Here is a 12,641-nt window from a genome sequence, read left to right on the forward strand (position 1 = left end):
GAATTTGCAGACAGAATCCTGAGAATTAGATTTGCAAGGATTACAAAGGCGCGAAATGCAAAAAAATGGGGAATTCTAGTATCCTCCAAAGAGGGACAGTACAGAATGAGCCTTGCAAAGGAGATTAAAAAAACACTGGAAGAGTCTGGAATGGAAGCCTTCATCATCCTGGTTGATAACGTCACACCGGATGCGCTGCTTGCATATCTTGAATTGGATGCATTTGTTGTGAGTGCATGTCCTAGAATAGCCATTGATGATTCTCAAATGTATGAAAAACCATTGCTTACCCCGCAGGAACTTGAAATTGTTTTAAATAAACGGGAGTGGGAAAACTATCGATTGGACGAGATTCTATTCCATGAAAGATATTGTTGATTTTACAAATACTTTTAAATATAAACATGAATAAAATTATAATATTAAAGAAATTTTTATAAATCTTTATTTTGGTGATTTTTAATATGAAAACAGAAGAAGAAAAAATCGTGATGCCTGGTGATAAATTAGGAATTATAGAACAGTACTTGCCAGGGGAAGGTACTTATGATGACAATGGCGACATCAAATCAGCGGTACTTGGAAATGTTAAAATTAATCAAAAAATGAAGGTTATTTCTGTTGAATCAGATGCAAAACCCGCTCTTTTAAAACTAGGAGATGTTGTTTATGGCCAAATAACTGACATCAAACCTCAAAGAGCTAACGTTAAAATCGAATGTATGAAAGATAATGGAAGACCACTGGCTCTTCCTTATATGGGAGCAATACACATTTCACAAGCAAAAAAAGATTATTTAGAAAAATTATCTGATGCTTTTAGAATTGGTGACATTGTCCAGGCAAAAGTAGTTAAAATAACTGGAGACAATGTGGATTTAGGAACTGTAGATGAAGATTGTGGAGTCCTAAAGGCAATGTGTACCCGTTGTAGAGATTACATGCATACTACACAAAAAACAGATGAACTTCAGTGCAATACTTGTAATAAAAAAGAAAGACGTAAAGTCTCTAAAAACTATGTTAATGATTAATTAGGTTGATAAAATGGAAAATTTTGAAATAATCGAGGATAAAACTTTAGAACTCACTTTTGAAGTAAAGGATGAAAGTCACGGAGTTTGTAACGCCTTAAGACATATTCTTATGCAGGACCCTGACGTTGAATATGCCGTTTACAATATCGATCACCCTCTTACCGGAAAACCACAAATGACTATCAAGACCAAAAGAGGGAAAAGACCAAGAGCTGCATTGAAAAAAGCAGCTGAAGAGTTACAAAAGGAAAGTTCTGAATTTAAACAACTTTTAGACGAAGCTTTATAGCTTCCATTTTTTTATTTTTAATGTGATTTAATGGCAGAATATAAAACTCCTTCCCTGACAGCAGACATATTCATTTATGATGATGAATTGAATTTTATTTTAATTAAAAGGAGAAATGAACCTTATAAGGACTGTTGGGCATTACCTGGAGGATTTGTTGAATATGGTGAGAGTGTAGAAACTGCCGCTATCAGAGAAGCGAAAGAGGAAACAAGCATTGATGTTGAACTCAAGAGCCTGGTTAACGTCTACTCAGAACCTGACAGGGATCCAAGAGGCCATACAGTAACTGTCGCATATACTGCCAAAGGCGATTTTAATAGCAAAAAAGCCGATAGTGATGCTAAAGATATTGGAATTTTTTCAAAAGACCAATTAGATGAACTAGAACTTGCTTTTGACCACGAAAAAATTATAACAGACTGTATAAATAATGTTAATATTTAAATAACTTAAAAAAAATATAATTTAATATTAGATATTTAAAAATTTACTTAGAGGGAGAGTTAAATGGAATTTTGTCCAGAATGTGGGGCCATGATGCTTCCAAACAATGGCGTTTTAAAGTGTAACAAATGCGGTTACTCAAATGAATTGGATGATGCCAAAGAATATAAAGTTTCAGAAGATGTCAAAGCTGAAGAAACCGTCAAATATGTTGAAGATATTGATATGGGCGAAGGCATCACTGAAATTTGTCCTAAATGTGGACATGATAAAGCTACTTATGAATTAAAACAAACTCGTAGTGCAGATGAAGCTCCTACACGTTTTTTCACATGCAAAAAATGTAAGCATAAATGGAGAGAATATGACTAAGAGGTTTTCTTATGAAGGATTCTAAAGAAAAAGAGCATAGAATTTCCAATTTGAAAGACATGATTGATACCGTCAAGGATGATGAGGAATCTTTTGAATTTGATGATATTGAAGAAGATTCCGAATTAATCGATTATCTTAATGAACATCATGTTGATGATGAAGAGGATGAATTGGAAATTGATGATGAATTTATCTATCGTCCCGATGACGAAGATGATGCCGCCGTTAATTTAGAAGAAAACCCAGTTGATGAGGAATATATCATTAAAACTCCAAAGGCCAAAGATAGCGAAAACGATGATGAATACGATGAATACAACGATGAACTTATGGGAGACATAAGCGAGAACTTTGACAATGTCGTCAACGCTAAAATCAGAGGTCGACCAATTTTGGCCATTATAGGCTCAGTTTTGGGAGTAATACTTATAGTTCTATCCATATTTATCTTCCAATCACGCAGTGATAGAGTCGTGGACAATGTTGTAGCAGGTGAAACTAGTTTCATGTTTGTTATTTTCTTAATTGTAGGATTATTATTATTGATTTATGGAATATACAAATTGTTCAATATTAAAAATCCATTTGAAAATCTTACAAAGGATATTGATTCCATAGATGATGAAAAGAAAGACGAAAACAAAGCACCTGAAGAAACACCATCCCCAAAACCTATACCTAAAAGCAATATTCCGCTAGACAAGGACTCTTACAAAATTGGCGAATTTGATATTAAAGATTTGAAGACTTCTCTTAAAAAACCTACTGATTCTAAAAAAGATAAAACTGTTGAAGAAGATGTCGAAGAGATTCCTCGTGCAAAAGAGAAAAGGCCAAAACAAAAAGAATTGACTGCTGAAGAAATCGAGGAAATTGAATACGAGCACGCACAGCTTGAAAATGAATCAATTGACGATATTTTTGCCGAAGTCGAAGATATTGAAGATATGCCAATCATTTCTATTGATTCAAAAGAAAAAAATGAATAAAAAAATTTATTCTTATCCCGGGCCTGTGGTCTAGTTAGGAATGACGTGGGACTTCGGATCCCAAGATCGAGGGTTCAAATCCCTCCAGGTCCGCTTATTTTTTAATTCTTACAACTGCTTCTTTGAAAAAGTCCGGAATCAATGACCTATACATTGGACTTTTAAACAGCATGTTTATATCGCTGTCAATGATATATGTATAGCAGTAATCATCTTCAGCCCTCATTCCACGACCGTAAGCCTGCATAAGTGTCATTACGGTCTTATAGGCATACCACTTTTTGTCCCTTTTCATTCTCATGTTGACCTGCTTGTCGCCAAGATATGGGAAGGGTATCTTATAGATTACCTGGAATCTGCACTTATCATAAGGCAGATCAACACCTTCACTCATTGAAGGGGAAACCAATACCAATGGATTTTCATCCTTTTCAAAGAAATTCAAAACTTGTTCCCTGTTTTTTGAGGTATGTGAAACCAGCCTTGAATTATAAAGGTTATTTGTAATGTACTGCTGGCATTTGTAGCTGTGAGTGTGTATCAAGCCTTTCTCGCCTTCATGCTTTTTAAGAATTTCCTGAAGAATCGGAATTGTCTTTGGAGCTGTCTTTTTAATTCTGTTTGCAGACATTTTCCCGGCCAAATCAAGAATGATCGGTCTTTTTTCCTTTGAAAATGGACTGTCGACTTTTATATGATATACTTCATTGGGATTCAGGCCCAGCCATTTGGAAAACATCTTATGGGACAGTATTGTTGCGCTCATAAAGATTACGACATCCCCATATTTCAACAGGTTATCTTTGGCATAATGATGAACTCTCAATGGCTTAAAGCAAACGCTGGTTTCATCAGTGTCAATGACCCAATTCTTAGGTTCCTTTTCAAGATTGTCCTTAAGGGTTTTGAGCCTGCCTATGGTTGACCTTATTCTGTCCGCCTTGTTTTTGCTTACATCCTTAAGGTCGATTTCATCATATGCATCCCGAATTGCATCAATTTCCATTACCCAGTCCTCAAGTTCCCCATCATTCAATATGGATTCGGACATTACCTTGTTTATGTCCTTTTCAAGTGTCCTATTGTAAAGGGTAACTTCCATTGTTGACATCAACTTGTTTTCAATGTTATGGGCTTCGTCTAAAATCAGCAGCGAACGGGTTCCGAAATGCTTTACGTAATTCAGCTCGACAATTGCATAGTCATAGTTCATCAGGGTGATTGGAGAGTTTACCGCATTGGCCTTTTGATTCCAATAATGGCAATGGGCATCGGACTGGTAAAATACTGTACCTCCAAACGAATCTTCAAATGCAAGTTCCGCATCCAATGTCGGATTTTTGGCAACACCATAAGGGCAGAAAAACTTTTTGGAACTTGGAGTTGTCTTGCATGCCCCCATATCACAGGTTGTCTCCAGATTCTCATTCAGACAGGCAAAATTCCCCCTTCCCTTGACAAGCGGAAAGGCAAATTCATCCGAGTACTGGGACTGCAGCTGCTTGGTCATTGTCAATATGTATGCGGACTCGTACATTTTGGCAAGGGTTGTAGCGATAGCTGACTTGCCGGTACCGGTTCCTGCCTCAAGAATAATATATTTGTATCCTTTCTTGATTGCATCATTGATATCCTGTATAATCTCCAGCTGACCCAATCTAGGCTCCTTAAATGGAAAATTAACGATTATCTCATCATCAATGTGAGGATAGATTTCTTTTAAGTATGCTGCAGTTCCCTCATCCTGCTGATAATCGTCAACCGAATAGACATCAGGGATTGCATCATCCAATACAGATGATTTTTTGGGCCTGGAAAAACTAAACAAATTAGTTGGACCCTTAGGCTTTTTATCATTGTATTTTCCACAAACACAATTACTTTTTAACATTCCGCAATTCGGACAAAACATTGAATTTGACATCAAAAATATATTAGTCAAGAGGACTATAAATAATTAGTAGACAAGCATTTTGCAAAATTGCAATTAGAATATAAAAGTGATTTTATGACAAAAAAAGGAAAACTGATTGGAATTGGTGTTGGACCCGGAGATACAGAACTATTGACCCTAAAGGCAGCTAAAGTTTTAAAAACAGTCCCGGTAGTATTTTCACCAAAATCTTCAAAAGAAAAGGAAAGTATTGCATTATCCATTGTTAGACCTGTACTTAAAGAAAGAAAGGATTATAAAAGATTAATGATTGTAGAACCTATTTTCCCAATGATTGAGGATAAAGATGAGCTGGAAAAAATATGGGATAGCGCATCCGAGATGATTGCCCAATACCTCAATAGCGGAAGGGACGTTGCATTCATTACCCTCGGAGACACTTCGATTTTCAGCACCTACTCATATGTGCAGAAAAGACTGATGGACAGATATGAAATCGAAACCATTCCAGGCATTACCTCATTTACCGCATGTGCTGCCGCTAAAAACAAGGCACTTGTAGAGCAGAATGACATTTTAACTATCGTTCCTAAAATTGATGACAGGCTGGAGGAAGTTCTGGAATACAGCGATTCGATTGTGCTTATGAAAGCGTCCAGAAACACATCCAAATTGGAATCAACTATAGAAGAAAAAAATAGACCTAAAGAAATATATTCCGTGCAGAACTGTACACGTGAAAATGAAAAGATAATTGAAGGATTTTCCCACGAAAAACCTTACCTGACAACTACCATCATACAGTTTGAAGATGATTAGTAAGCTTTAATGTGTTGAGGTTCAATCTCAAACACACACTTTTCATCACCCATTGTATAGCATTGGGTTTCAATAACGCTGACCGGCATATTGAAGAATTCTGAAAATAGCCCTTCCAATATTCCGGTGTCCAAAAAGCATGCTGGCTTACCGGTTCTTGGGAGCAGTTTGCATTCAAAGCAGTCATATGTGGTAACCTTAATAATCTGGCCAACGTTAAATGTAATTCTGCCAAGACCTTTCCTTTCCCAGAAATTAGAGATGTTTGCCATGAAAACATCTAAATCATCATCATATAATGTGTCAAAAAGGGATTTGCCTATACTGTTTCCGGTAGACTGCAAGATAGGATCTATATTTACTCCTTCCTGAATGAGCATTGCCTTTAATGTATGGAACAATAAGGTTGAAAATTCCGCATCATCCTCAATGATATTCTTGATGATGTAATCGGATTGGGTCTGCTCGATTTCTTTCGGCTCTGATATGTTGACAGACCCCAAATATTTTGAATTAATAAAGAAAATCTTTTTTCTGTTATCTTTAGGATGAACCCTATAGGAAATGATTCCATTTTCTCTTAAACTTTTTAGATGTACTGAAACTGTTGATTTTGATTTGCCTGTATTGCTAACGATTTCATCGAATTCCATTTCACTGTCCCTCAGCATTTCCAAAATGGTTAACTTGACGGGACTTTTTACCACATTGACTCCGATGTTTTCGTTTATGTTTGAAAAAATCTGAATTGGTTTTTGTTCGTTCATAGATATCCCCCAATACTAATAATAATATTATAAATTATTGCTTAATAAATGTAACTAAAAATCAAAAAACAACCAATTGTTTAAAAAAAATGTAATTAATTGAACATATTAAAAAATTAAAGATAAAATAAATACGAACTGTTCGTATTAGGCAAACAAAATAGTTCGTATACATAAATACAAGCATCGGAAAAACTCTTATACAAAAGCGACATTAAGGATTATATTTTGAACAGGTCTTTTGCATTTTCTGTAGTTATGTCCATGACCTTATCTTCGTTCATATCCAACTCTTCGGCTATTTTTCCAACTATATATTTTAAGTTCAACGGCGTATTAATTTCTCCTCTCTTTTCTTCTGGAGTCAGATATGGGGAATCAGTTTCAACAAGGATATGATTGATTCCGATTTGTCTTAGGGTTTTTCTTGCTTTCTTGTTGTTGATATGAGTAATCGGCCCTCCTATTCCTATATAGAACCCCAACTTGACAAATTCCTTGGCCATTTCAGCTGATCCCTGATAGCAATGCATGGATCCCGCCACACCATGCTTTTTCAATATATCGAAGGTATCCTGCATTGACTTTCTTGAATGGACTATTGCAGGCAGACCATGTTTTTGCGCAAGGCCCAGCATTTTTTCAAACAATTCCTTTTGTTTGTCCTTATTGTCCTTTCTGTGATAATAGTCAAGGCCTATCTCGCCCACCGCAATAACATTATCGTTTTTAAGCTGCTTATCCAATAAAAAAATGTCTTCATCCGTTATCTCATCTGCAAAGGTATGAAAATATCCCAAAGCGGCATGGACGTTATCATATCGCTTCGACAACTCCAGCACTTCCCTATTGCTTAGAGGGTCAGTGCCGTTCAATACAATATGTATATCATTTTTTGCGGCCTTTTTTATTATTTCATCCGCATTTTCCATTTCACTATTATAAATATGGCAATGCGTATCTATTAACATGAAAAATCCCCAATTACATTAAGTTTTTATTTTTCAATAATATATAATATATTAGATTAAATTAATTTTTTGGTGAGCGGATAAATCGACTTAAAAGGATTAATAGTTGATAATACATATTGTAACGAAAATTATTTTACGCTGACATTACTTTTAAAAAAAAAAGAGTATTGGGTGTTTCAACACCCTTATTTAATATATTTCGATTTTTTTGAAGTTATGAATTTCCTACTAACATATTAATTTCTGCAGACAATTCAATCAGGAATTAGGATTCATTTATGGTGCATTCGCACATTTGAACAAAGCCAGTTATTATGTTTCCCAATCCTTTAGCGACAGGATGCATTCCATCATATGTGGCTGAAGTCATGGCTAATCTTGTTGACCCTGCGCTGTATCCTGCAAATCCTCCGCTTAAAGCATCACTGATTATGAGGGTTGCTGCAAGTGTTGCCCGATCATAGTTCACATCAAATTTATGTTCTATGATGATTCCTGAAGCGACAGCACCTATTCCTGCACCAACTGCAAAGCCCACTGCAAAGCCCGCAACCGGATTTGCTGTAAGGACTCCTGCAGCAATGCCTGCCCCAATGCTTAGGATAGTGCTTCCTATTGCTATCCATTTGGATTGTGTTGCGCTAAAGCTTTTGGCATAATGAACAACACCAATTCCGTTACTGCAGTCTTTTCCATCAACTATAACAACCCCATCTTTTCCGTTGCATATATTATCTCCTTCGCCATAGGCGTAATTGTTGTGGAATCCACAGTTGTTTATTTCCAAACGGCCCTGATTGAAGATTGCACCACCGTTTTTAGCATAGTTGTTTATGAATGAACAGTTGTTGCAGTATACTTCACCAGTATTGAGGATTGCAGCGCCCCAATCCCTATCGATAAGGTAGTCCATCTTGTTGTTTGAGAGTATGATCCTGTTTAAGTAGTAGGTACCTCCTAAATTTTCAATTGCTGTATTGAATCCATCAATCTGCAAATCGGATATGGAAATTATTTTGCCGTCTTTAAGTGTTGAAAATTTGTTTTCGCTGTCATCATCAGATTTCCAGTAAACTTTGGAATGATGTCCGTTGAGGTTTGTCACGTCAAAGCCTGTGGAAGCAGGATTCCATGTTTCTTTTGAATGGATTGTAATGTTGTCTTTAAAGTTCACGTTTAATGATTTGACGATATTCGCCCTTTCATTTGCAGGTATCAGATTCAGGACATTATTGAAAACATTGCTGGTTATGTGGCATGCTGTTACATAATCGCTGTCATTGTTTACTGTCACTGATTTGATTAGCATTTGGCTCATGTGACCTTGGTTGGCGATAAGCATGTTGAAAATGTCGTTTCTGCTGCTAACTTTTTGGAAAGTGAAATGCTTTTCATATATTACCCCATTATATTTGGATCCTTTTTCAAAAATTCTGTGGATAACAAATTCGTAGGTATTGTTGTTAATGTATCTGCCGTAAAAGAGGGTATTGCTGTCCAGATAGTTCACGTCGCCTGTCACTAAAGCTTTAAATAATAAAGGAATTATGTCAATGCTCTTTTCATTGAGGCTGGTTCCAAAGCTTTTGCTTAAAAAGTCTATGTTGATGTTAACTTTTTTGCCGTCAAGAATTCCATAAACGTTATTGAAGTTTCCTGTAACTTTCCACTGTTTAACCATAGGATTCACGTAAACAGCTTCACCGACTATTTTTGATGTGCTGTTAATGAATGTTGAATCCTTCACTGTCATGTTTTCCCCTTTGATATAGATTGCGCCGGCTATTTGTTGAGCAGTATTGTTTATAAAGTTGGAATTGCTGATGATTCCATTTTTTCCGCTCCATGCCATTGCTCCGCCATTGAATCCGTAATTTTCATTGATTCTACAATTGCTGAGAACACCGTTGTTTCCTGTCCAAGAAATAGGGCTGTTAAACTTATTTTTAAAATGGATTATGGTCAGATTTTTAATTGTAACGTTATTTCCGCTTATGTAAAAGCCATCCATCAGATATTTCCCATCAATGGTGTGACCATTGCCGTCGATAATCACATTGTTTCCCATAATGACAATTGCATGTATTATGTCTTTGCCTTTGACAAAACTGTAATCCTTATTGAAAGTATAAGTGCTTCCGCTTCTGATAAATTTTAATTGGTTTTTCAATTCGGTCATAGAGCCGCTACTGTGGATAGTAGGATTATCGTTTGCGGTATTTTCATTTGAAATTTTGTTTTCTGGGTGTTCGTAGTTGTTAGTTACTGTTATACTGGTTGTTGTACTGTTTTCTACTTCAACGTTTTCGCTGATTGGTGTATTTGCATGATCGGTTACCTGCATTGTGATGTCATCGTGAGCGTTAATGCTTGTATCGTTTACATCAGCCGCATTAACGCATGAGATTGCAACGAAAATTAGTGCACATGCCATCAATAAACAGATAATGTTGAACTTTTTCAAGATATTTTCCTCCATAAATTTGATTTTTGAGTAAAATCTCATCATTTCAATGTTAGTATATTTTAAAGACAATATATAAAGATTTTCGAATGTAAGTGCTCACTTGCATCTTAAAAACGATTAAAAACAAATGAAAAAACTATTTATTATAAAACAAGCAAAATACTGATAAAAAAAAGAAGAATGGGGCTAAAAAGGTCGAAGCTACTCCTTCAGAAGTTACGAACTTAAAACTGTTCGTATAAAACATGTAAAATAGTTGAGATACTTATCGACTTTTCATCACTAAAAACTCTTAATTTCATATAAAGAAACCCCAAAATAGGAACAATTCGTTTAAAACAAAATAAATCGTGCATATACTTATTAAATTTAAAATCTAATAAGACAAGTCATAATCAAAATTAAAAAAAAGAAAAAAAATAGCTTAAATTAAGCTATTATAAAATCACCAATCACATCTTTATCAGTGGATGTGATGACTATAAGACAGTTGTCCTTAACATGACTGAAAGCGTAACTCTCATCGAAGTTAAGTAAACCATCCACATTTTTAATTGTAGTTGCATTTCCACCCATTATATCTAATACTTCATCATCGCTCAGTTCATAATCGCTGAAATTAGCAACAAATATTCCAACACCGGTTGAATCTTTCATATAAGTTTTTCCAGTGACATTTAAACCATATTTTTCCAGTTGTTTAAGTACATCATCGGAATATTTTGAAGATTCCTCATCATAACCTGCCGGAATATTGAAGTCAAATCCTCCAATTGTAACGGTTTCATTTTCACCAGCACCGAAAAGGTCTCCCAAATCAAAAGCGGAAACTGCACTTATGCTTGCTGCAAAAATTAACAGTATAAATACTGCAAATATTTTATTATTCATTTTTTCACCCCCTCCTAAAATTAATAATAATTAATAAACGTTAAATTCCGAATAACACCCTTGCATTTCCAGTGGTTGTTTTAATAATTTCCTCTTCGCTTAAACCAAATTCATCACATAATTTCCGAATAACATATTTCAAGTTAAACGGCACATTGCTCTTGTCTCTTTTTTCCTGCGGAGCCATATACGATGAATCAGTCTCTAAAAAAATATCATTCTTTAAGGATTTTCTTATAATCTCTTCGGCATTTTCCATTTCGCTTTTGTAAACATGACAATGAGTATCGATTATCATTAAAATCATTAGCATTAAATTTTTAATATTGAATTATCTAATATTTATATATTAATTATAATTAAATTAAATTTTTTGGTGAGCAGCATATGGATGAAAAGTTTTCAAGAACCGAAATGTTGGTTGGAAATGATGGAATGGAGAAATTGAAAAATTCTAAAGTAGCTGTTTTTGGTCTTGGAGGCGTGGGTTCGTTTGTCTGCGAAGGACTTGCAAGAAGCGGAATAGGAAACTTCATTTTAATAGACTATGACAGAATAGATGAAAGCAATATCAACCGACAATTGATTGCAACAACAGACACCCTCGGTGAGTATAAGATAGATTTGATGAAGGATAGAATCCTCAAAATCAATCCCGATGCAAACGTTGAAGTTTACAGGGAGTTTTACATGGCAGATTCCGAAATAGACATCATTACCGGTGATTTGTCATATGCCGTTGACTGTGTCGATACGATAATGGCCAAGATTGCAATCATCTGCAAATGTAAAGAGCTTGACGTTCCGGTCATCTCATCAATGGGAACCGGGAACAAATTAGATCCTACAATGTTTGAAGTTGCAGATATTTTTGAAACATCAGTGTGTCCGCTTGCAAGAATAATGAAAAAGGATTTGAGAAAAAGAAATATTGAAGAATTGAAAGTGGTCTATTCAAAAGAACAGCCCATAAACACCAATGACTGTACTATAAATAAAAATAATAAAAAATATAAAGTGAAAGGCAGCGTTTCTTTTGTACCTTCCGTTGCAGGACTCATAATTGCCGGTGAAGTGATTAAAGATATTATTGGTGCTTAAATAATACTATTCGAATTTAATCATCCCAAAACTGGAGCATATTTATAATTTGTGAAATGAATTAATTAAAAAAATTGAGTCTTTGAACCTCTCCGACCTGTGGAGGTCAGAGATTCTTAGGTAATCCATTCTTGTGAATGGAAATATTCTAAGCTATCCCCCAGGTCCCCTAGGTTGTTTTTTTAGTGTTTTTAACCCTTCATTTAAGATATTGATTGCAGCATTGTGGTCTCTTTCGTGTTGTGTGCCGCATTTTGGGCAATTCCATTCTCTATCTTTTAAGGTTATGTCGTTGTTTTTAAAGCCGCATTTATGGCATGTTTTTGTGGAAGCGAACCATTGGTCGATTTCAATGAATGTTTTACCGTATAATTCTGCTTTGTATTTTATTTTTTGTTTTAGTTTATACCATGCGGCATCATGAATTCCAGGACTTATATTGTGGTTTTTTAGCATTCCTTTGATATTTAAGCTTTCCATTACGATTATATCGTATTCTGTAACTAGTTTTTTGCTGATTTTGTGATGAAAATCGTTTATTATGTCGTTTCTTTTGTGTTCTAGTTTTTGTAGTTTTTCTACGGCTTTTAG

The 12,641-nt window shown here is 35.2% G+C and carries 15 protein-coding genes and 1 tRNA gene; 9 read left to right on the forward strand and 7 right to left on the reverse strand.

All coding sequences use genetic code 11. The annotated features are described in order from the left end of the window. From ACJMLO_RS02225 to ACJMLO_RS02255, 7 genes are all read left to right on the forward strand, one after another. Positions 1-378, forward strand: a 378-nt coding sequence (locus tag ACJMLO_RS02225) for a diphthamide synthesis protein (RefSeq protein WP_405293496.1), incomplete at its 5' end; no start/stop codon positions are given. An 86-nt stretch (positions 379-464) separates the two neighbouring features. Beyond that, positions 465-1,034: an exosome complex RNA-binding protein Csl4 gene (locus tag ACJMLO_RS02230; protein ID WP_405293498.1), complete on the forward strand. Its 570-nt coding sequence runs from the start codon at positions 465-467 to the stop codon at positions 1,032-1,034. A gap of 13 nt (positions 1,035-1,047) precedes the next feature. Continuing rightward, entirely contained in the window at positions 1,048-1,326 is a 279-nt protein-coding gene (locus tag ACJMLO_RS02235; protein ID WP_405293500.1) for a DNA-directed RNA polymerase subunit L, read from the forward strand. A 30-nt stretch (positions 1,327-1,356) separates the two neighbouring features. Further along, positions 1,357-1,773 (forward strand): NUDIX domain-containing protein, encoded by a 417-nt coding sequence (locus ACJMLO_RS02240; protein WP_405293502.1) that lies wholly within the window; start codon positions 1,357-1,359, stop codon positions 1,771-1,773. Positions 1,774-1,836: 63 nt separating this feature from the next. Next, the gene (locus tag ACJMLO_RS02245) at positions 1,837-2,145 is read left to right on the forward strand and encodes a transcription factor S (protein ID WP_405293504.1); all 309 of its coding nucleotides are present in this window, start codon (positions 1,837-1,839) and stop codon (positions 2,143-2,145) included. Between the two features lie 11 nt (positions 2,146-2,156). Continuing rightward, entirely contained in the window at positions 2,157-3,137 is a 981-nt protein-coding gene (locus ACJMLO_RS02250) for a topoisomerase IV (RefSeq protein WP_405293506.1), read from the forward strand. Positions 3,138-3,156: 19 nt separating this feature from the next. Continuing rightward, a tRNA-Arg gene (locus ACJMLO_RS02255) sits at positions 3,157-3,230 on the forward strand. A gap of 1 nt (position 3,231) precedes the next feature. Here ACJMLO_RS02255 and ACJMLO_RS02260 read toward each other — a convergent pair. After that, on the reverse strand, positions 3,232-5,061 hold the full coding sequence (locus ACJMLO_RS02260) for a helicase C-terminal domain-containing protein (RefSeq protein ID WP_405293508.1): 1,830 nt from the start codon (positions 5,059-5,061) through the stop codon (positions 3,232-3,234). A gap of 84 nt (positions 5,062-5,145) precedes the next feature. Here ACJMLO_RS02260 and cobI point away from each other — a divergent pair, with 84 nt between their 5' ends. After that, on the forward strand, positions 5,146-5,850 hold the full coding sequence (cobI, locus tag ACJMLO_RS02265) for a precorrin-2 C(20)-methyltransferase (RefSeq protein WP_405293510.1): 705 nt from the start codon (positions 5,146-5,148) through the stop codon (positions 5,848-5,850). Here the strand turns inward: cobI and ACJMLO_RS02270 are convergent. The 5 genes from ACJMLO_RS02270 to ACJMLO_RS02290 form a co-directional block, all read right to left on the reverse strand. Beyond that, entirely contained in the window at positions 5,847-6,617 is a 771-nt protein-coding gene (locus tag ACJMLO_RS02270; protein ID WP_405293512.1) for a V4R domain-containing protein, read from the reverse strand. The two genes, cobI and ACJMLO_RS02270, sit on opposite strands and share 4 nt — an antisense overlap. 221 nt (positions 6,618-6,838) lie before the next feature. Beyond that, positions 6,839-7,588 (reverse strand): TatD family hydrolase, encoded by a 750-nt coding sequence (locus tag ACJMLO_RS02275; RefSeq protein WP_405293514.1) that lies wholly within the window; start codon positions 7,586-7,588, stop codon positions 6,839-6,841. A 268-nt stretch (positions 7,589-7,856) separates the two neighbouring features. Continuing rightward, positions 7,857-10,055, reverse strand: coding sequence for a hypothetical protein (locus tag ACJMLO_RS02280; RefSeq protein ID WP_405293516.1), 2,199 nt, complete (start codon positions 10,053-10,055; stop codon positions 7,857-7,859). A 432-nt stretch (positions 10,056-10,487) separates the two neighbouring features. After that, a complete protein-coding gene (locus tag ACJMLO_RS02285) occupies positions 10,488-10,949 on the reverse strand; it encodes a hypothetical protein (RefSeq protein WP_405293518.1) in 462 nt (153 codons plus the stop codon). A 40-nt stretch (positions 10,950-10,989) separates the two neighbouring features. Further along, on the reverse strand, positions 10,990-11,247 hold the full coding sequence (locus ACJMLO_RS02290) for a TatD family hydrolase (RefSeq protein ID WP_405293520.1): 258 nt from the start codon (positions 11,245-11,247) through the stop codon (positions 10,990-10,992). Positions 11,248-11,336: 89 nt separating this feature from the next. On the opposite strand from ACJMLO_RS02290, the gene ACJMLO_RS02295 reads away from it, so the two are divergent. Next, on the forward strand, positions 11,337-12,050 hold the full coding sequence (locus ACJMLO_RS02295) for a ThiF family adenylyltransferase (protein ID WP_405293522.1): 714 nt from the start codon (positions 11,337-11,339) through the stop codon (positions 12,048-12,050). Positions 12,051-12,203: 153 nt separating this feature from the next. Here the strand turns inward: ACJMLO_RS02295 and ACJMLO_RS02300 are convergent. After that, positions 12,204-12,641 (reverse strand): RNA-guided endonuclease InsQ/TnpB family protein (locus ACJMLO_RS02300; protein WP_405293524.1); only part of this gene is annotated, 438 nt, incomplete at its 5' end.

Origin of the sequence: Methanobrevibacter sp., assembly GCF_045120835.1 — an archaeon.
GTDB lineage: Archaea > Methanobacteriota > Methanobacteria > Methanobacteriales > Methanobacteriaceae > Methanocatella.

Coding starts and splice junctions, on each gene's coding strand:
- ACJMLO_RS02230 (WP_405293498.1), top strand. CDS start 465: ATGAAAACAGAAGAAGAAAAAATCGTGATGCCTGGTGATAAATTAGGA.
- ACJMLO_RS02235 (WP_405293500.1), top strand. CDS start 1,048: ATGGAAAATTTTGAAATAATCGAGGATAAAACTTTAGAACTCACTTTT.
- ACJMLO_RS02240 (WP_405293502.1), top strand. CDS start 1,357: ATGGCAGAATATAAAACTCCTTCCCTGACAGCAGACATATTCATTTAT.
- ACJMLO_RS02245 (WP_405293504.1), top strand. CDS start 1,837: ATGGAATTTTGTCCAGAATGTGGGGCCATGATGCTTCCAAACAATGGC.
- ACJMLO_RS02250 (WP_405293506.1), top strand. CDS start 2,157: ATGAAGGATTCTAAAGAAAAAGAGCATAGAATTTCCAATTTGAAAGAC.
- ACJMLO_RS02260 (WP_405293508.1), bottom strand. CDS start 5,061: ATGTCAAATTCAATGTTTTGTCCGAATTGCGGAATGTTAAAAAGTAAT.
- cobI (WP_405293510.1), top strand. CDS start 5,146: ATGACAAAAAAAGGAAAACTGATTGGAATTGGTGTTGGACCCGGAGAT.
- ACJMLO_RS02270 (WP_405293512.1), bottom strand. CDS start 6,617: ATGAACGAACAAAAACCAATTCAGATTTTTTCAAACATAAACGAAAAC.
- ACJMLO_RS02275 (WP_405293514.1), bottom strand. CDS start 7,588: ATGTTAATAGATACGCATTGCCATATTTATAATAGTGAAATGGAAAAT.
- ACJMLO_RS02285 (WP_405293518.1), bottom strand. CDS start 10,949: ATGAATAATAAAATATTTGCAGTATTTATACTGTTAATTTTTGCAGCA.
- ACJMLO_RS02290 (WP_405293520.1), bottom strand. CDS start 11,247: ATGATAATCGATACTCATTGTCATGTTTACAAAAGCGAAATGGAAAAT.
- ACJMLO_RS02295 (WP_405293522.1), top strand. CDS start 11,337: ATGGATGAAAAGTTTTCAAGAACCGAAATGTTGGTTGGAAATGATGGA.